This is a genomic window from Enterococcus sp. AAFC-DPL-5182, from assembly GCF_058216605.1.
The window spans coordinates 2084607-2103479 of sequence record NZ_CM177101.1 but is presented as its reverse complement, the minus strand read 5'-3'; the positions used below and the strand labels follow the sequence as shown (position 1 = coordinate 2103479).

At 35.9% G+C, this 18873-nt stretch carries 17 protein-coding genes; 14 read left to right on the top strand and 3 right to left on the bottom strand.

The features are described from left to right. Window positions 1-9 precede the first annotated feature (9 nt). The 13 genes from AC4BB7_RS09745 to AC4BB7_RS09685 all read left to right on the top strand — a co-directional run bounded on the left by AC4BB7_RS09745 (window position 10) and on the right by AC4BB7_RS09685 (window position 13217). Window positions 10-837, top strand: coding sequence for a class II fructose-bisphosphate aldolase (locus AC4BB7_RS09745; protein ID WP_490482887.1), 828 nt, complete (start codon window positions 10-12; stop codon window positions 835-837). Window positions 838-851: 14 nt separating this feature from the next. After that, complete coding sequence (locus AC4BB7_RS09740; protein ID WP_086313307.1) at window positions 852-1553, top strand: triose-phosphate isomerase; 702 nt, start codon at window positions 852-854, stop codon at window positions 1551-1553. A gap of 3 nt (window positions 1554-1556) precedes the next feature. Beyond that, window positions 1557-2072 carry a YjbQ family protein gene (locus AC4BB7_RS09735; RefSeq protein WP_086313305.1) on the top strand — a complete coding sequence of 172 codons (516 nt, stop codon included), beginning with the start codon at window positions 1557-1559 and terminating at the stop codon, window positions 2070-2072. A gap of 343 nt (window positions 2073-2415) precedes the next feature. Beyond that, complete coding sequence (locus tag AC4BB7_RS09730; RefSeq protein WP_086313303.1) at window positions 2416-3123, top strand: GntR family transcriptional regulator; 708 nt, start codon at window positions 2416-2418, stop codon at window positions 3121-3123. 94 nt (window positions 3124-3217) lie between these two features. Then, complete coding sequence (locus AC4BB7_RS09725; RefSeq protein WP_086313301.1) at window positions 3218-3718, top strand: PTS sugar transporter subunit IIB; 501 nt, start codon at window positions 3218-3220, stop codon at window positions 3716-3718. 2 nt (window positions 3719-3720) lie between these two features. Then, window positions 3721-4533 carry a PTS mannose/fructose/sorbose/N-acetylgalactosamine transporter subunit IIC gene (locus AC4BB7_RS09720; RefSeq protein ID WP_490482886.1) on the top strand — a complete coding sequence of 271 codons (813 nt, stop codon included), beginning with the start codon at window positions 3721-3723 and terminating at the stop codon, window positions 4531-4533. Between the two features lie 2 nt (window positions 4534-4535). Next, entirely contained in the window at window positions 4536-5354 is an 819-nt protein-coding gene (locus AC4BB7_RS09715; protein ID WP_490482885.1) for a PTS system mannose/fructose/sorbose family transporter subunit IID, read from the top strand. A gap of 80 nt (window positions 5355-5434) precedes the next feature. Next, a complete protein-coding gene (locus tag AC4BB7_RS09710) occupies window positions 5435-5851 on the top strand; it encodes a PTS sugar transporter subunit IIA (RefSeq protein ID WP_490482884.1) in 417 nt (138 codons plus the stop codon). Then, window positions 5841-6617, top strand: coding sequence for a glucose-6-phosphate isomerase family protein (locus AC4BB7_RS09705; protein WP_490482883.1), 777 nt, complete (start codon window positions 5841-5843; stop codon window positions 6615-6617). The genes AC4BB7_RS09710 and AC4BB7_RS09705 overlap by 11 nt, the downstream gene beginning before the upstream one ends. Before the next feature lie 14 nt (window positions 6618-6631). Next, complete coding sequence (locus tag AC4BB7_RS09700; protein ID WP_490482882.1) at window positions 6632-7183, top strand: glucose-6-phosphate isomerase family protein; 552 nt, start codon at window positions 6632-6634, stop codon at window positions 7181-7183. Beyond that, complete coding sequence (locus AC4BB7_RS09695) at window positions 7158-8900, top strand: class I mannose-6-phosphate isomerase (RefSeq protein ID WP_490482881.1); 1743 nt, start codon at window positions 7158-7160, stop codon at window positions 8898-8900. Before AC4BB7_RS09700 ends, AC4BB7_RS09695 begins: the two co-directional genes overlap by 26 nt. 779 nt (window positions 8901-9679) lie before the next feature. Beyond that, window positions 9680-11128 carry a DEAD/DEAH box helicase gene (locus tag AC4BB7_RS09690; RefSeq protein WP_490482880.1) on the top strand — a complete coding sequence of 483 codons (1449 nt, stop codon included), beginning with the start codon at window positions 9680-9682 and terminating at the stop codon, window positions 11126-11128. Between the two features lie 274 nt (window positions 11129-11402). Further along, complete coding sequence (locus tag AC4BB7_RS09685; protein WP_490482879.1) at window positions 11403-13217, top strand: penicillin-binding transpeptidase domain-containing protein; 1815 nt, start codon at window positions 11403-11405, stop codon at window positions 13215-13217. A 19-nt stretch (window positions 13218-13236) separates the two neighbouring features. On the opposite strand, the gene efbA is transcribed toward AC4BB7_RS09685, so the two are convergent. Then, on the bottom strand, window positions 13237-14943 hold the full coding sequence (efbA, locus tag AC4BB7_RS09680) for a fibronectin-binding protein EfbA (RefSeq protein ID WP_490482878.1): 1707 nt from the start codon (window positions 14941-14943) through the stop codon (window positions 13237-13239). A gap of 299 nt (window positions 14944-15242) precedes the next feature. Here efbA and AC4BB7_RS09675 point away from each other — a divergent pair, with 299 nt between their 5' ends. Next, window positions 15243-16187 carry a DUF7916 family protein gene (locus tag AC4BB7_RS09675; RefSeq protein ID WP_490482877.1) on the top strand — a complete coding sequence of 315 codons (945 nt, stop codon included), beginning with the start codon at window positions 15243-15245 and terminating at the stop codon, window positions 16185-16187. A 167-nt stretch (window positions 16188-16354) separates the two neighbouring features. Here AC4BB7_RS09675 and AC4BB7_RS09670 read toward each other — a convergent pair whose 3' ends face one another. Next, window positions 16355-17476 (bottom strand): 5-methyltetrahydropteroyltriglutamate--homocysteine S-methyltransferase, encoded by a 1122-nt coding sequence (locus AC4BB7_RS09670; RefSeq protein WP_490482876.1) that lies wholly within the window; start codon window positions 17474-17476, stop codon window positions 16355-16357. A 17-nt stretch (window positions 17477-17493) separates the two neighbouring features. After that, window positions 17494-18612 carry a 5-methyltetrahydropteroyltriglutamate--homocysteine S-methyltransferase gene (locus AC4BB7_RS09665; RefSeq protein ID WP_490482875.1) on the bottom strand — a complete coding sequence of 373 codons (1119 nt, stop codon included), beginning with the start codon at window positions 18610-18612 and terminating at the stop codon, window positions 17494-17496. Between the last annotated feature and the right edge of the window lie 261 nt (window positions 18613-18873).

Genomic DNA, 18873 nt, shown 5'->3' with positions numbered 1-18873 from the left:
GGAATTGCTTTGTTAGTTACATCTAAAGAATTATTTAATAGGGCGCAAAAAGAACAATTTGCTATTCCTGCTGCTAATTTCTTTGACTTAGATTCAGCACGATCTTACGTAAACGCGGCTGAACGAATGAATAAACCGTTGATTTTAGCTTTTGCACAAGCACATATGGATATGATGTCGCTGGAAGAAGCAGCCTTGATCGGAAATTATTTAGCAAAAAAAGCGCAAGTGCCAGTGGTCTTGCATTTAGATCATGGACAAGATGAAAAGATTATTAAACAAGCAATAGAATTAGGCTTTTCATCTGTCATGATCGATGCGTCTCTTGATTCATTTGCAGAGAATGTTCGGCGGTCTAAAGCAATTTCAGACTATGCTCATGAAAGAGGAGTAGTTGTTGAAGCTGAAATTGGTTTTGTCGGTTCTGGTTTGAATTATGAAAATCATGATCACAGTGATTCCATATATACGGAGGTAACAGATGCGGTGCGTTTTGTTGAAGAGACAAACGTAGATTCTTTAGCCGTTTCCATCGGAACAGCTCACGGTTTTTACAAGGGAACACCTAAAATAAGTTTTGACCGTTTAGCCGAACTTCGAGAAGCTGTAAAAACACCCCTTGTATTACACGGAGGTTCTTCATCAGGTGACGAAAATTTACATCGATGTGCAACAGAGGGAATTAGTAAAATCAATATTTTTACTGATTTTATTACGGCTGCGATGAAAACCATCGAACGAGAATCTCCAACAGATTATGTTCGACTAAAAAAACTAGCCAATCAAGCGATGGGAAATACGTTGGAGCATTATTATACACTATTTGCAACTAAATAAAAGAGGTGATCAAATTGAAGAAAAGGACGGTTCGAGCACCATTTTTCTGTGTGAATCCAAAAGCATATTTATATGGGGATGATGCTCTAAAATTAGCGGAAAAAGCAGATGAACTTGCTGGTAAGTATGATATCGATATTTTTTTCACGGTTCAGTATGTGGATGCATATAGAATTTCTCAAGCAACAAAGCATTTGATTCTTACCGTACAACATATGGATGGCTTAACAGTCGGACCAGGTATGGGTTATATTTTACCAGAAGGACTTGTAGAGGCAGGCGTGCAAGCAACATTTTTGAATCATGCGGAGCATCCTGTTGGGATCAATCAATTAGTAACGATTATGAAAAGAGCGCAGGAGCAAGGGATTTTGGTTATTGCGTGTGCAGATTCAATTGCTGAAGCGCATGCAATTGCTACACTTAAACCTGATGTTATGGTTTGTGAACCGACAGAGTTGATCGGGACTGGGAAGACCAGCGATAGTTCGTATATGAAACAAACAAATCAAGCTGTAAAATCAGTTTCACCCAACACGCTTGTGCTTCAAGCTGCAGGGATCAGTACGATTGAGGATGTTCGTCAAGCGCTAGAATCGGGAGCGGATGGAACAGGTGGGACGAGTGGTATTGTGTGTGCAAAAGACCCAGTTCAAACGTTGCAAGATATGGTAGAAGAAGTTGTTAAAGTCAGAGCAGAGTTAAAGGAGTCATAAGAAATGAAAATATATACAAAAGATTTAATTTTGACGTCTAATGGACAACGTGTAAGTTATCATAATATTACAGAAGAAGTGAAACAAGCCGTAAAAGAGAGTGAGCTTCAAAATGGGATATGTGTTGTTCAATCGCCGCATACGACTTGTTCAGTGATTTTTGAAGAATATGTTCACGATTTAGATTTTAATGGAGACGAATTTTTACAAGTGGATCTTAATCGTATTCTAGATGAAATCATTCCTAGAGAGTTGTCAGAAGAAACCAATTATCGTTATCCAGGTCCCAAACATCTTGAATTCCTAATGAGTTTGGATGATCCAAACTATCCCTGTGATCCGGGAACAATCTTAAATGGAGATGCCCATATACGAGCTTCTTTATTCGGTGCTAGTGAAACCTTTATTGTGAAAGATGCAGGACTTCAAATAGGTTCAGTTGGGTATATTTACTTTATAGATTTTGACCAAAACCGAAAACGAAATAGAAAATGTCAGTTGATGATTTTAGGTGAATAAAATGTTATAAAGATTTAGGAGAAAAGGGTTGTTTCTTTTAAATTAAGACTTTAGACAGATTTCACGTGATCGGGACATAACGTAAAGAGTTATGTCCCGATCACATTTTTGTCATAAGCACAAAAAAGATATAAACAGATTAAAATTATTGCTAATCAATATCAAAATGTATAGAACAATTGTATGAATGTTCTATCTGGAAAATACATAAAAGATGTAATAAAATAAAGCGATATTCATAGTTTCTGCTGCATTTAACGTTACATACATAAAAAATAAACTTGCAATAAACACAACCGTGTGCTATTGTTATGACAATAAGATGTGAACGGAAGGTGAGACAATGAATGACAATAGATTACCCTTGTATATTCAAATTGCCAGCGACTTAAAATTCAAGATTCATTCAGGCGAATGGGAGGTTGAAGATCAAATTCCTACGGAGTTTGAACTATGCAATATCTATGATGTCAGTCGGATTACGATTCGTAAAGCGATTGATCAATTAGTTAATGAAGGACTCTTGTATCGTAAACGAGCTGTAGGAACATTTGTACAATCCAAAGAGCCAGAAATCAAGGAAACGATTGTAAAAAGCTTTACGCAAGAAATGAATGATCTTGGAAGAAAAGTCCATACTCTACAAGCTAAAATAGAAAAAAAGACTGCGTCAGCTAAAATTGCGAACTTTTTAAATATCAAAGAAGGTGAGCCTGTTTTAAATCTTCAACGGGTTTTTGGAACGGACGATCTAGCATTTGCTTTTTTTGATACCTACTTTACCTTTGATCAACGTTTTTCAATAGATAGCCAAGACTATTACGGTTCTTTTTATGAATATTTGAAAAAATTTGATATTGTTGTAGATTCAATTAAAGAATATGTTGAAGCAATCGAACCAAGTGAACAATTAGTACAAGCTCTTGAAATCAATGAACATACGCCGATTTTAAAACGAGTAAGAATCACTCAACAATTAGGGAAAGATTTTCACGAGTACTCAGAGTGTTTTTATATAGGTAGTGAGTATCGCTACTATGTAGAAGGCTAAACTTAATTAAATGAAAGTGTATTTCTGAAAACAGAAATATATTTTCTTTATAATATAATGTAATGACAATATGTCAATATGAGGAGGAAGAAATATGGCAATTTCATTTATTAGAATTGACGATCGAATTATTCATGGACAAGTGGTTACACGTTGGATGAGTGAAAGAAAATGTGATGGGGTCGTAGCGGTAGATGATCCATCAGCAAATAATCCGGTACTTGCTAAAATGTTGAAGTCAGCAGTTCCCTCGCCGTTAAAAGGTTTTGTGTTAACAGAAGCAGAATTAATACAAAAATGGCCTAAGATTGTTGAAAGCAAGAGACAATATTTTCTAATTGCACGTTCACCAGAAACACTTGTTAGAATTTTTGAAAGCGGTGTCGATTTTATTTCTGAGCATCAAGAGTTAAATGTTGGACCGATGAGTGTTAGGGAAGGGGCAAAAAAATACGGTAAAAACTTAAGTATGATTCGAACTGAAGAAACGGCTTTTGATACATTGCAAAAAAATGGGATGACCATTTCATTTCAATTGGTACCCGATTCCAAAAAGAAAACTTGGACTGAACTGAAAGCTGAAGGAGGAGAGTAATAATGAATGGAACCTTATTATTTCAAGCAGTTGCGGTGTCGATCTTCTGTTATCTTGGTGCTTTATCGACACCATGGCTACTGGGTTTGACAGGTGGATGGTATACAATTACGCGCCCATTAGTATCAGGAATGATCGTTGGGTTAATTTTAGGTGATCTGAAACAGGGAATTTTGATTGGTGTTGCGATTCAAACAGTCTATATTGCAATGGTTACACCTGGAGGACAGATGCCGGCAGATCTAAACTTTGTGGCTTTTCCAGCTATTGCTTTAGCGATGTTATCAAATGCAAGTACTGAAGTCGCTGTAACCTTGGCTACGACCATTGGCGTTCTAGGTACGATCGTGTTTAACTTATATCAAGTAGTCAACTCATTTTGGAATCATCGAGCGGTAGCAGCTATTCAAGAAGGCGATTATCGGAAATTTCGCTTAAATGCCATTGCAGGGCCTCAAGCAACAAACTTTATTTCTCGTTTCTTGCCTTCATTCTTAGTTGTGTATTTTGGTTCAGGCTTTGCTAAAACAATGTTGGATTCTATGCCTCAATATTTGATCGATGTTATGAGTTATTTAGGTGGTGTTTTGCCAGCGATTGGGATTGCAATGTTACTTACAGCAGTGGTTAAAGAGAATTCACTGTTTCTTTTCTTCTTATTAGGATTTGTTTGTATTGTCTTTTTAAATTTAAATATGATTGCGCTAACAATCGTAGCAGCTGTCATCGCGTATCTGTACTATACAGGTTCGAGTAAAAAAGGAGTAGTTACTCCAAATGGTGTAGTTGACGAAGAGGATGAGGAGGAGTTTTAATAATGACAGAAAAATTATTAGATAAAAAAACCTTAACAAAGTCATACCACAAATGGATGATGTATAACTTGGTTGCCATGAGCTTTGAGTTTTTAGAAGCGATGGGATTTGCGCTGTCAATGGAACCAATAGCTGATAAATTATACAGTGAAGAACCTGAAAAGAAAAAAGAGATGATGGAGCGCCATACTGCGTTTTATAATACGGAACCTCAAGTTGGAGCATTGATCAATGGAATCTCAGCTGGACTTGAAGAACAAAAAGCTTTAGGGAATTCTGGCATTACAGGTGAGTTGATCAATAGTTTGAAGATTGGTTTAATGGGCCCTTTAGCTGGTATTGGCGACTCAATGGTACCAGGAATGTTGATTCCGATTTTACTTTCAATCGGGATGGGCTTATCTTCAAATGGCAGCATTCTAGGCGTTCTTTTCTATATTGTTGCGTATAACTGCATTATGTATTTTGGCTCTCGTTATCTCTTTTTTAAAGGATATGAACTTGGTGCTGAATCTGTGGATGTATTTACTGGAGAAAAAGCACAGCAAATAACAAAGGCGATTACTGTTTTAGGAATGACAGTTATTGGAGGTGTAGCAGCTTCTTATGTAAAACTTGAGATACCCGCAAAATTTGCTTTAACAGGAACAGAAATTGATGTTCAAGCAATACTAGATGGTATTTTTCCTAAACTAGCACCGCTTTTAGTGATTTTCTTTTCTTGGTATTTGATGGCGAAGAAAAATGTTTCTCCAGTGAAACTGATTATGATTTATTTTATCGTCGCATTTGCTGGCGTTGGTCTAGCTTATCTATTTTAAAAACAATTGGATACTATAAACACAACTATTCAAATGTGATTTAGGATTTTTAACTAATGACAAAAGGAGATAGGATATAAATGAATAATCGAATCATTTTAGTAAGTCATCTCGGTTTGGCAACTGGGATAAAAAAAGCCGTTGAGTTTATTATCGGTGAGCAATCACAGCTTTATGCCGTAGAACTAGATGAACAAGGAATCGAGCATTTTAAAGAAAAGTTGCGCTTTTTAGAAAATGAAAATAAGGTAGATCATACAATTATTGTAAGCGATATTCCTTCAGGTTCACCAGGAGCTACGGCGTATAGTTTTTTTGCGGAAACTGGTAATGTGAGGTTGTTAAGTGGTATGAATCTTCCGCTAGTGCTGGATTTGATTCTATCAAGTGCAGTCAAACCAGTTGAACAATTAATTCCCGAAGTAATAAGTGCGGCTAAAGAAGCGATTCAAGATTATACAATTCTTTCAGATGGAGAGTCTGAGGATGACTTTTGAGAGGGTGCTTGATGTTCAGTTGGAAGAAGCAGACTTGTCCTTTCAATTTGGCTCAGGTATTTTTCATCCTGAAAAAGTAGAAAAAAGATACTTGAAAGATATTCGTGCTAGCTTGCTAGATAGAGAGGCAAAAGGACCAGACATTCTATATTCAATTGCAATGGATGTTGGGAAAAAGGATCATTTTGAAGATTTGAGAAAACGTAATTTATTATATGGAATCGTTGCATATAATGCTGGTTTGATTGGCAATGAACTGGTCCGTAGTCAAGGACATATCCATGCAGTATCAGCTTCATGTCAGTCTTCTACACCAGAAGTATATGAAATATGGCAAGGAGAAGCATATATTTATATGCAGGAGTTCGTTAAGGATTTACCAGGACGATGTGTAGCGATTTTAGCTAAAGCAGGAGAGATTGTTATCGTACCACCAAATTGGGCCCATTATACTGTAAATGCTTCTCAAAATAAAAAAATGTTCTTTGGCGCTTGGTGCGTTCGGGACTATGCGTTTGAATATAAAGAAATTAGAAAACGTCAAGGTTTAGCTTATTATCCAATCGTTGAAAAAGGTGTAGTAAAATGGCTAAACAATTCTCATTATATACATGAAGGCTTAGAAATAAAACAAGCCAGAGAGTATCCTGAGTTTGGCTTATCCAAAAAGAATTTATATACACAATACGAAGAAAAAATGTCGCGATTTGAATTTGTGACGGATCCATTGAAATATCAAAGAATATGGGCAGCGTTTCAACCGTAGAAAGGAGCTGGAAAATGGCGAAAGCGCTAATTCGTCTTAATGAAAAGATACCTTGTCTGGAAGGAAAGGCTATTAAAACCAATCAAACTAAGCTTGAAAGTTACCTAGAGTATTATCAAGAAAACAATCAAAATTTTGACCTTTCTAAAGTCATCTATGAAGTTGAATATCATGACAATGGATTACAAGAGGGGCAAAAAGGAGGCTTGTTTCTTGGGATCTCACATGTAATGCCTGGCACTGTAGGTGAGGAATTTTATATGACGAAAGGTCATTTGCATCAAAAAAAAGATACAGGCGAATATTATTGGGGATTAAAAGGATGTGGTCTGCTACTTTTAGTTTATGAGAATGGCACTTATGAACTTGAGAAGGTTTCCACAGGTTCAATTCATTATATTCCTGGAAGGACAAGCCATCGTTTGATCAATATCGGTACTGAAAAACTATCAGTCGGTGCATGCTGGTCAACAGAATCAGGACATGATTACGTAAACTGCTATTTTCCAGTCAGAGTATTTAAAAAAGGAGAGGGAAAATTTGAAGTCATCCATTGTACGACCTGAGATAAGAATGCAAAATCAGGCAACAGTTATTACATCTTATGAAGAAATTGTCAAAACGTTACTAGAACAAAAAAATAAGAATCACGCTTTAACGATCGCAATCGAGTGTTATCCAGTTTCAAATGAAACTCTTTTGTTAGAAAAAATCATTTGTCCGTTAAAATCAGCTATGATTATCAATGCCACTGAACTATTCATAGAGTCATCTGAATTAAATAAAAAAATCCAAGATAATTTAACGGATGACCGAATCTTTGGTTTGATGAGTCATCATATTTTTGAGGATTTTGTCGATGAAGCAAAATTTAAGATCGTAGCAGATAAATTGAATGAAGTAAGAGCTACACAAGAACTTTCAGTTATATACGGTGTAGGGGCTTCTCTTGTCGATAATGTAGATATACTGATTTATGTCGATTTGGCACGTTGGGAGATCCAAAAACGCTACCGTTCTGGAGAATATAGTAATTGGTTTGGAAATAACGCAGGAGAAGATGCCTTACGAATGATCAAACGCGGCTATTTTTTTGAATGGCCAATAGCGGATCGTCATAAGAAAAAAATTGCTGGAAAAATAGATTATTTAATAGACATTCATGATGAAAAACAACCGAAAATGATTGCCTATAAGGATTACTTAAATGGTTTGAAAGAAGTTGTTTCTCAGCCCTTTTCATTAGTTCCCTTTTTTGATCCAGGAATTTGGGGCGGAACATGGATGCAGAAAACATTTGACATCGGACACGAAGAAAAGAATTTAGCGTGGAGTTTTAATGGGGTACCAGAAGAAAATAGTTTACTGTTAAATTTTTCAGGAACATGTATTGAGATTCCAGCGAACAACTTGATTTTTAACTTTGGGGAAGAACTTTTAGGTAACAGGGCATTTGGCCGATTTGGGCATGAATTTCCTATCCGCTTCAATTTTTTAGATACGATGGATGGTCAAAATTTAAGCTTACAAGTTCATCCTAAAGTAGACTATGCACAAGAAAAATTCGGCGTTCCTTATACTCAAGATGAAAGTTATTATGTGTTAGAAGCCAAAAATGATGCAGTTGTTTACTTAGGTGTAAATGAAGGTATTGAAAAAGAAGAGTTGATCAATGCGTTAAAAGAGGCAGAAACAGGGCAAGTAAGTTTTGACGATGAAAAATATATTTACCGCCATGTGATGAAAAAGCACGATCATTACTCTATCCCTTCTGGTACGATTCACTCTAGTGGGAAAGATTCGGTCATTTTAGAAATTAGTGCGACACCAAATCGTTTTACTTTTAAGCTTTGGGATTGGGATCGAGTAGATTTCGATGGCTTACCTAGACCAGTCAATATTGACCATGGAGAACCTAATATTGACATATACAAAGATGAAAAGTGGGTTGAGAAAGAATTGATCAATCCATTTATAGTAATCGCACAAGGTGAAGGCTGGTTGGAAGAAAAAACAGGACTTCACGAAACAGAGTTTATCGAAACAAGACGACATACATTTAATCAAAAAGTACACCATGAAAATCATGGGAGTGTAAATGTCTTGAATTTGGTTGAAGGGGAAGAAGCATTAGTGACTAGTCCTAAAGATGAGTTTGCACCTTATCGCATTCAATATGCGCAGACGTTTATTATTCCTGCAACTATCGAAGTATATGATATTGAACCTTATGGAGCTAGTTTGGGTAAAACAATTAAAACGATGAAGGCATTTGTGCGATAGCTATTGGTTGAAGAAAAAAGTGTACAAGATCTTAGTAAATCAAGGGATGTTGATGAAAAGTCTTTTGGAAACAAGGGCGAAAAGGTGAATTCGCAAAAGACTTTTTCGATGGTGGAGCATTTTTTTTAAAAGCGAAAAGACTTTTTGTTTAAGTGGTCGGTTTGTCTGTTGGAGATGAGTTTTTTGAAGTATGATATCAACTATGTGGATCAAATAGAATCAGTTTTTTTATAATTCTAAAAAGAAAAGTCTTGAATGGAAAAGTACTAAAAAAACAATCACGATTTAGTTTCGAACTATCATCGTGATTGTTTTTTATTTTTTCTTAGAATGATAAAGATAATCCTAAGTTTTTGTACAAATAAATAATTTTTTTCTAAACCGTAGAGTTTCATCAAAATAAAGGTAGCGATAAGAAGTGCGATAAATCCTATTCCTGATAAGTAATCATGCACAATTGATTCAATATCTATTTTAGATAGATTAGTTGAACGATCAAAAAGTGCTATAATAAAACAATCTCCAAGTGCAAATCAAGCCATCATAATACTCAGCACAACTTGTTCGTTTAAGAAAAAAATGATTTAACCACTAGCTTCTGATTTACGCAGAAGAACAAGAGGAATCTACCCCCTTGCAGTTCAATGGTTTTTCATGGATAATAAGGAACTGAGTCTAAAAAAATATTTGGACTACTAAGATGATAAATAAGGTCACACTAAAGGAATTCTAACGTGTGTAAAATATTTTGATCAATACAAGAGAAGAATGGTGAAACAATGAATAGAATAAATTTCAACGATTATCCGCTAAGTGACGTAATCGTAAAAGCAATTTCAGATTTAGGTTACCAAACACCAACACCAGTTCAACAAGCAGTCATGCCAGCAGTGCTGGATGGAAGAGATGTTCTAGTCCAGTCACAGACCGGAAGTGGAAAAACTGCTAGTTTCGGTATCCCGCTTTGCGAAAAAGTCGACTGGGTGGAAAATAAACCGCAAGTACTTGTTCTAGAACCAACAAGAGAGTTAGCGCAGCAAGTGCAAGAAGATCTTATCAATATTGGACGTTACAAACGGATAAAAGCTACTGCAGTTTATGGAAAAGCTTCATATGTTAAGCAAAAATCAGAATTAAAACAAAAAAGTCATATCGTTGTTGGAACCCCTGGTCGAGTATTAGACCATATCTTAAAAGGGACACTTCCTCTTGAAAAAATCAATTGTTTAGTGATCGATGAAGCAGACGAGATGCTAAATATGGGATTCATCGAACAAGTGAAAGAAATAATCGCAGCCTTACCAGAAGCAAAAAATACGCTATTATTTTCTGCAACAATGCCAAAAACAATTGAACAGATGAGTAGTTCATATCTACATAACCCTATTATCGTAAAAATAGAAGCGACAGAGAAAACAACGCCTAAAATTCAACATGCTTTTTTAAATGTATCTGAGGAAAGCAAATTGGCAGCATTAGAAGCGGTGACGATAGTTGAAAATCCGGATACTTGTATCATTTTTGGCAATACACAAGAAAGAGTTAATGACACATACGATTTCTTAGTTGACGCAGGTTATCCTGTTGGGAAATTGCATGGTGGTATGATACAAGAAGATCGTTTTGAAGTGATGGATGCCTTTAGAAAAAGCAAGTTTCGTTATCTTGTGGCGACAGATGTGGCAGCTCGAGGCATTGATATTGAAAATATCACTCACGTCATCAATCTCGATGTTCCTTTTGAAAAAGAAAGTTATATTCATCGGGTAGGACGAACAGGACGTGCAGGAAAAGAAGGCTTTGCGCTGACATTCGTGACGCCTAAAGAAGAGACGTTGAAAAAAGAAATTGAATCCTTTGGTGAATTAACAATGACACCGATCACGTTACCTAATGCTAAGTTAGTCGCCAAAAGTAAATCAGCTTTTGAAAAGAAAATAACAACAAAACAAAAGCCTAAACAACAAAAAGCCAAACGTGTAAATGAAGAAATCACAAAAGTTTATTTCAACGGTGGTAAGAAAAAGAAATTACGCGCACTTGATTTTGTAGGAACTATTTCAAAAATTGAAGGAATCACATCAGAAGACATCGGTATTATTACCATTCAAGAAAACGTGACGTACGTTGATATTCTAAATGGCAAAGGTCAACTTGTGATTCAAGCGATGAAAGAAAGAACAATCAAAGGCAAACAATTAAAAGTACATGTAGCAAGAAAGAAATAATTAAAACGAGTATATACTTCAAATATGGATTGAAGCATATACTCGTTTTTTTAGTTATTTAAGAAGAATTATTTGGACCGACTACAGAAATCGTAAACTGAAAAAATTAAATGTGTTTTTTTTGTTACAATACTCTAATTTTTGTTTAAGAAGGGAATCGTAAACAAAAAGAGGGGAAGCAAAAGAGGTACAATGAAAGAACACTATTCGCTGAAAATCTGCCAATAAATATCTGTAGAAAAATCAGCCTAAAAAAATTTGGAGATATGCTTGAATGAAAAAAATAAAAGAAATACTTAAAAAACGCAATCTTTCAACCACTAAAAACCGAAAACGAGTTGGTGTCATTATTCTATTTTTAACCAGCTTACTTTTCTTACTATTTACAATTCGCTTTTCCTATATTTTACTTACAGGTAAAGTGGCTGGAACCAATCTTTCTGAAAAAACCAAAGATCTTTATGAAGTTCATGAGATTCTAGAGGCTAAACGAGGATCGATTTTCGATAAAGATGGCAATGTATTGGTGGAAGATTCTAGTGCGTTTTCACTATACGCTATTTTAGATCAAAACTATACAGATTTAGACGGTAAAAAATTGTATGTTCAAGAAAAAGATTGGGAGACAATCGCTGAAATTTTTGAAAAATATGTAAAAATAGATAAAGAGATAACCTTAAAACAATTAAAACCTAGTGTCAATGATGAAGGAGAAACTGTCACAACTGTTGAGTTTGGAACGAACGGTAAAAATTTGAATTTTGAAACGAAAAGAACGATCCAAACTGAACTAGATAAGAAAAAAATTTCAGGTATTTACTTTAAAGAAGAGAAAAAACGTGCGTATCAAGTCGGAAATTTTGCTTCCTATTTTGTGGGTTACACTCAACAAGATAAAAAAGGAAACGAACAGGGTGTCATGGGAATTGAAGAGGCATACGACGATAAGCTATCTGGTAAAAATGGCTCTAGAAGTTACGAAAAAAACTCTGCGTTAGGCGATGTAAAGCCTGGAAGTGTGAAAGAGAAGAAACGAGTTGATGGGAGTGATATCTACACCACATTGGATACAAATCTACAGTTTTATTTGGAGGAGCTTCTAGATGATGCTGCGCAGAAGTATCAACCAGAGCATATCACGGCAACTTTGATGGAAGCGAAAACTGGAAATATAGTAGCAACTTCTCAACGACCATCATTTGAATTAGATACAAGAAAAGGCTTAGAAGATCCTAATAGTGCTCGTTGGAGTAATATTTTAGTAGAAGATGTTTATGAACCAGGATCAACGATGAAAAGCATGATGATTGCAAGTGCGATCGAAGAAAATAAATTTAACGAAACTGAACAGTTTAATTCAGGAAATATCAAAGTTGATGATACAACAATCAATGACTGGAATAGCGGTGTAGGTGATGGACCGATGACGTTTAGACAAGGTCTAGCATGGTCAAGTAATGTCGGAATGGTGACACTTCAAGAGCGGATGCCTGATTTATGGCAAGAGTATCTTAAAAAATTTGGTTTTGGTCAAAGTACAAATTTCGGTCTAGCAGGTGAAGCTGCGGGAGAAATTCAGAACAAGACAACAGTAGATAGAGCAATGACATCTTATGGTCAAGGAATCTCCGTTACTCACTTACAAATGCTTCAGGCGTATACTGCAATTGCTAATGGTGGAAAAATGCTGAAACCGAACATTATAAGTAAAGTAGTTTCTTCAAATGGAAAAGAAACAGTTATTGAACCAGAAACCGTGGGGACTCCAATTTCAAGCGAAACTGCTGGGAAAGTCTTAGAATATATGAAAGACGTTACCACAGATCCTAAGTATGGAATGGGGAAAGAATACGCAATAGATGGACTGAATGTCTCTGCAAAGACTGGGACGGCAGAATTCTTTGAGAATGGTAAGTATCAAAAACAAGAATATTTACACTCTGTCGTTACGATCACACCGACCGAAAATCCTAAGTATATATTTTATATGACTATTAAAAAACCTTTATTACAAGGTGTTTCTGCTAACACTATTATCGCTGATGTAGCAAATAAATTAGTAGAACGGGCAATAATCGCCAATAGTTAAAGAAAAACGAACAAACCATTTAATAAGGTTTGTTCGTTTTTAATATTTCGAGTAATTGTTCATCTGGTGTAACATAGAGTGTTTTTTGATTCTCATAAATAACATAGCCTGGTTTAGCACCGTTTGGTTTATGAACATGTTTGACCTGAACATAATCAACTGGGACTTGAGCTGAGAGGCGATATTTCGAATAATAAGCCGCAAGATTCGCTGCTTCCAAAAGAGTTTTCTCAGAAGGCTCAGGATCTTTGATGATTACATGGGAACCAGGAATATCTTTAGCATGTAGCCAAATGTCAGTTTTTTTAGCTGTTCTAAGTGTAAGCTGATCATTTTGAAGATTATTACGACCGACAAGAATCAAGCTGCCATCGCTTGAATAAAATTCTTCTGGTTTACTTTTTTTGAGTTGTTTGTGTTTTTTTACACCACGTTTTTTGACGTATCCTTGTTCAATCAATTCTTCACGAATCATTTCGATATCCATTGGCCCAGCAATTTCCAATTGCGATAGAACGGATTCTAGGTAGCTTATTTCTTGATTTGCCTGCTCAATTTGACCATGAACAACTTTAACGGCATTTTTGAGCTTTTGATATTTTTGGAAATACTTTTGTGCATTTTGATTTGGGGTAAGGGCTGGGTTTAATTTAATTTTCAATAACTGATCCTCTTCATAATAATTCGGCAGTTCAACAAATTCAGCACCTTTTGGAACTTGAGTCATAAATGTGGTTAACAATTCACCATCACGACGATAATTTTCGGCATGTTCTGTATCTGCTAATGTTTGCTTAAGTTTCACCACTTTACTTTGGTTTCGTTTCAATTCATTTTCAATTTTATGGATCAATTCGCCACCTTGTTGTTTAACGCGGTCTTTTTCAGCTTTTCCACCATAAAATGCATCCAGTAATTCACTTAGATTCTCAAAATTTTGTTGTTTTCCAACTAGAGAGTTAAAAGGAAGAGGTGTAAAGTATTCTTTTTTCTCAGTGAAGGTTAAAGTAGGAGAAATGTCACTTGTAAGTGAAGACCAAAATGATTGCCATACAAGCATCTTCTCGTTAGGACGTTCATTTAAACGCAAAGCTAATTCATCAGCAGTGTCTCTACCTAAACCTTGGAATTGACTTTGTAAATATTTTCCATTGATTTCACTTGTCATTGAAAGAATTTCAAAGACTTTTTCTTTACTTACTAAAAATGGATTTGGTTGATCTTGTTTTGGCGGATCGATATATTCCATGCCTGGAAGTAAAGAGCGGTAACTATTTTGAGAACTACCGATGTGTTTAATCGCATCGAGAATCTTACCGTTTTCTTTGTTTATCAAAACAACTGTACTGTGTCTGCCCATCAATTCGACGATCAGGACAATGTTTTGTAAATCACCTAGCTCATCTCTTTTTGCGAAAGTAAAATGGATCACCCGATCATTATCGACTTGATGAATCTGTTCTAAAATGGCACCTTCAAGAAACTTACGCAACATCATCACAAAATTTGGCGGTGTGTCAGGATTAGCATAAGCGATTTCAGTCAGTTGGACCCGTGCATAACTTGGGTGAGCTGATAAAAGTAATTTATGATTTTTCCCTTTAGTGCGGATAACTAAAATAATTTCATTTTCATAAGGCTGATGAATTTTTGAAATTCGGCCTGTGGCTAAAGTCTCGGATAATTCGGAGACCATTGCATGAGTAAATACGCCATCAAATGACATAAACATCCCTCAATTCTATATACATAATAATACTATTATAACGGAGTTCTTTTTATTTATAAAGGAAGGGGAGAATAAAAGCCTAAGAATGTGAAATTGATGAATCTATCTAGTAATTGACTGCGCTTTCTTTTGTTTTTTAGTATAATAAGGGTAAAGTTATTTATCTAGCTACAAGGGCTAGCTCTTCGGAAAAAAGATAAAATCTGCCTGTAACATAAAGCATCATAAACAGATTTTTTTATTTTTCGGTCAGAGCTGAACGAGTCTGCTACACTTTCAAATTAGGAGGAACAAATATGGTAAAAAGATTGATCAGTGCAAGTTACAGTGAAGTCGCAAAAATGACAGCAGAAGAGTTAAAGCAGTCGATTAAAGCGAGTGAAGGACGGACGATTTTGTCTGAAAATGTCGTTATAGCGTCCCCGCAAGCTGGTGATATTAGTAATGCCGAAGTTGCGGCAGCATTTGGAGCAGATTTGATTCTGTTAAATGTTTTCGATTGTTTTAACCCGATCGTACAAGGAATTCCTGGTATGTCTATGGAAGAGGTTATGAACTATTGGCAAAATCCAGAAAAAAATAAAATTAACCCAATTCCTATTTTAAAAGAATTGGTAGGACGTCCAATCGGTGTGAATTTGGAGCCGGTTGATGACTCATCTGCAATGTTTAGTGATAAACTCACAATTAGTAATGGTCGTACAAGTTCAAAAGAAACGATTCAAAAAGCCGAAAAAATGGGGATTGATTTTATTTGTTTAACTGGAAATCCCGGCACTGGAGTAACGAATTTAGAGATTGCTAAAGCGGTAAAAATCGCAAAAGAAAACTTCTCAGGATTGATTATTGCTGGAAAAATGCATAGTGCAGGTTCTGATGAGCCAGTTGTATCGACGGAAGCTGTCGAAGCTTATGCAAAGGCTGGAGCAGATATTTTATTATTGCCTGCTGTTGGGACAGTTCAAGGTTTTACAGAAGAAGATATGAAAGCAGCGGTAGCAATTGCTAAAAAATATGATCTATTGACAATGTCAGCAATCGGAACGAGTCAAGAAAGTGCAAATAAAGAAACGATTCGTCAAATTGCATTGACGAATAAAATATGTGGAGTAGACATTCAACACATTGGCGATGCTGGCTATGGTGGATTAGCTCCAGTTGAAAATATTTATGAAATGTCTGTTGCGATTCGTGGAATGCGTCATACGATCAATCGGATGGCTCGTTCGGTGAATCGATAAATAAAAAGAGTGAGTAACAAAAAAATGTTACTCACTCTAAAACTTGATAAACGGTGGCCAAAAGTCAGAATCTTCGGTAATTTCGTAAAAAAGCGAGCAATACAAAAAGCGTATTGTTCGCTTTTTGTATTGCTCGAACCTAAGCGACTTTTGGCTTAACCTGTTTTTTAAGCGTCATTCCAGACAGATTTAGCAGTATCAACAACTAATCGTACTTTCGCCCATTGTTCATCTTCAGTCAGATGGTTCCCTTCCTCAGTAGAGGCAAATCCGCATTGGGGAGAGAGACAAAGATTAGTTAGCGGGATGTAAGTTGCAGCTTCAGAAATTCGTTTGCGTAAATTGTCTTCTGATTCTAATGTAGGAAACTTAGAAGTGACTAAACCAAGGACTACCTTTTTTGCAGGACCGTTTTTATAGATTTGTGCTAACGGCTCAAATCCTCCAGAGCGCTCATCGTCATATTCTAAGAAATAGCCGTCAATATTTAAACGTGCTAAATAAGTAGCGACATGATCATAAGGACCTGCAATAGCCCAGTCGGATTTGTAATTGCCTCGGCAAACATGCATTGTGATTGTTAAATCCTCAGGTAAATCTTCCAGCAATTGATTGACTACAGAAACGCCGGCTTCACATTGTTGTTGCCAATGTTTGATCTCTTCTTCAGTTTTAGCATTTTCGATAAAGCCTGTGTACATTCCCCAAGAAGTATCATCTAATTGGAGATAACGGCAACCTAAATTGTAAAATTTCAGAATCGTTTGATGATAAGCCTCGGCCAAGTCATCAATAAAAACTTTTTCGTCGGTGTAACTTGCATAGGTGAATGTATCACTTTTACGGTTGAAAAGTAGTGTTGGGGAAGGAATCGTTGCTTTCGCGATGATCCCTTCTGGTGTATGTTCGTTTAAAAAAGTAAAGGCTTCAAAAAATGGATGATTTGGATTGAATGTGACTTTATCTGAAATTTGATAAGAAGCGGCTCTTGTTTCTACTTCATTAAATTGATAACCATGTTCGGGTGTTGTTTGTTCAACGCCGTTTAGGCCCCAAAGAAAATCTAAATGCCACCAACTACGGCGAAATTCACCATCAGTTACGGCTTTTAAACCATTTTTAATTTGATTATCAATTAGTTCAATGATAGCTTGATCTTCGATCTTTTTTAAATCTTCAGCAGATATAGTTTTATCTAAAAACTGTTCTCTTGCTGTTTTCAATGCATGAGGTCGTAAAAAACTTCCTACCTGATCGTAACGAAATGGAATTTCTTTAATGTTTGTCATTTTGTTTCCTCCTTTTTTTAAGCGTCTTGCCAGATAGTTTTAGCAATATTTTTTACAAGTTCAATTTTTTTCCATTGGTCTTCTTCAGTCAAATGGTTCCCCTCATGAGTGGACGCAAATCCACATTGTGGTGATAGACAAATTTGATCTAAAGGAACAAATTGACTGGCTTCGTTGATTCGTTTAATAATAGTAGAAGACTCCTCTAACTGACCATTTTTGGTTGTGATTAAGCCTAACACGATTCGTTGCTGTTTTAATTCTTTAAGTGGTTCAAACCCGCCAGACCGTTCATCGTCATATTCTAAGAAGAAACCGTCAAATGCTTCGATGGAAAATAAATTTTTTGCGATTTTTTCGTATGAGCCGTTATAAAGCCAATGGGACTGGAAATTTCCTTTACAAAAATGGAAGGTAACAGCTAAATCAGCTGGTTTATTTTCTAAAGATTTTTCAGTTACTTCTTGGAAATCACTTAATAATTGATCAGCATCCAGACCATTATCTTTGATCATTTTACGGAAACGTTCATCAAATAATCCGCCCCAACTTGTATCATCCAGTTGTAAATAGCGACATCCAGCATCATAGAAAGCTTGAATCGCGTCTTGATATGTTTTGATTAAGTCTTTTTTGAATACCTCTAAAGACTCATAAATTGGATTTTCATTGTATTGTTTTGACAAAATCAGTGAATCTAAAAAGATCATATTAGGACCAGGGATCGTTTGTTTAGCTAGAATTGGTGCTGCATGTTTTTGAGTAAAACGAAAGTGGTCTAGAAAAGGATGATCGTTTGAAAAAGACAAAGGACCACTGACATAAGTCCCTTGAGCATCAGTTGTGATACCAAAAGCGGTCGTTTGAAAATCATAAACAGTGATACCCTTTAACCCTGCAATAAAGTCTAAATGCCACCAACGACGTCTGAATTCACCATCAGTAACAGCGTGTAAGCCAATTTTTTTCTGCTTTTCAATCAAGTCGATAATCGCTTGATCTTCGACTTGGGTCAATTCCTCTTTAGAAATATCCCCATTAACAAATGCTGCTCGTGCAGTTTTTAGGGGTTCTGGTCGTAGAAAACTCCCTACGGTATCATAACGAAAAGGGATGGTTTGCTTGTTTTTTGTCATAATTGTTCCTCCATTATTTTATCAGACTTATAAAAATACAAAAAAAGCCCAATACTTTTTCGCAAAAGTAAAGGACGACTGATCGTGTTACCACCTTTAATTCAAAAATCTCTTACAAGATTTTCCTCAATAGGTACGGATGATATTCATCGATACCATGACGCTGTAATGGGCGTTCCCAATAAACTACTCAAAGACCATCTTCCTATTTTCAAAAATTATCTCTTTTCAGCTGCCGAGACTCTCTCATCAATTTTATAA

What these genes read in the sequence shown, in the direction of transcription:
- AC4BB7_RS09705 (WP_490482883.1), top strand. Translation starts at nt 5,841, where the DNA reads ATGACTTTTGAGAGGGTGCTTGATGTTCAGTTGGAAGAAGCAGACTTG.
- AC4BB7_RS09700 (WP_490482882.1), top strand. Translation starts at nt 6,632, where the DNA reads ATGGCGAAAGCGCTAATTCGTCTTAATGAAAAGATACCTTGTCTGGAA.
- AC4BB7_RS09675 (WP_490482877.1), top strand. Translation starts at nt 15,243, where the DNA reads ATGGTAAAAAGATTGATCAGTGCAAGTTACAGTGAAGTCGCAAAAATG.
- AC4BB7_RS09730 (WP_086313303.1), top strand. Translation starts at nt 2,416, where the DNA reads ATGAATGACAATAGATTACCCTTGTATATTCAAATTGCCAGCGACTTA.
- AC4BB7_RS09715 (WP_490482885.1), top strand. Translation starts at nt 4,536, where the DNA reads ATGACAGAAAAATTATTAGATAAAAAAACCTTAACAAAGTCATACCAC.
- AC4BB7_RS09725 (WP_086313301.1), top strand. Translation starts at nt 3,218, where the DNA reads ATGGCAATTTCATTTATTAGAATTGACGATCGAATTATTCATGGACAA.
- AC4BB7_RS09670 (WP_490482876.1), bottom strand. Translation starts at nt 17,476, where the DNA reads ATGACAAACATTAAAGAAATTCCATTTCGTTACGATCAGGTAGGAAGT.
- AC4BB7_RS09720 (WP_490482886.1), top strand. Translation starts at nt 3,721, where the DNA reads ATGAATGGAACCTTATTATTTCAAGCAGTTGCGGTGTCGATCTTCTGT.
- AC4BB7_RS09735 (WP_086313305.1), top strand. Translation starts at nt 1,557, where the DNA reads ATGAAAATATATACAAAAGATTTAATTTTGACGTCTAATGGACAACGT.
- AC4BB7_RS09690 (WP_490482880.1), top strand. Translation starts at nt 9,680, where the DNA reads ATGAATAGAATAAATTTCAACGATTATCCGCTAAGTGACGTAATCGTA.
- AC4BB7_RS09665 (WP_490482875.1), bottom strand. Translation starts at nt 18,612, where the DNA reads ATGACAAAAAACAAGCAAACCATCCCTTTTCGTTATGATACCGTAGGG.
- AC4BB7_RS09710 (WP_490482884.1), top strand. Translation starts at nt 5,435, where the DNA reads ATGAATAATCGAATCATTTTAGTAAGTCATCTCGGTTTGGCAACTGGG.
- AC4BB7_RS09685 (WP_490482879.1), top strand. Translation starts at nt 11,403, where the DNA reads ATGAAAAAAATAAAAGAAATACTTAAAAAACGCAATCTTTCAACCACT.
- efbA (WP_490482878.1), bottom strand. Translation starts at nt 14,943, where the DNA reads ATGTCATTTGATGGCGTATTTACTCATGCAATGGTCTCCGAATTATCC.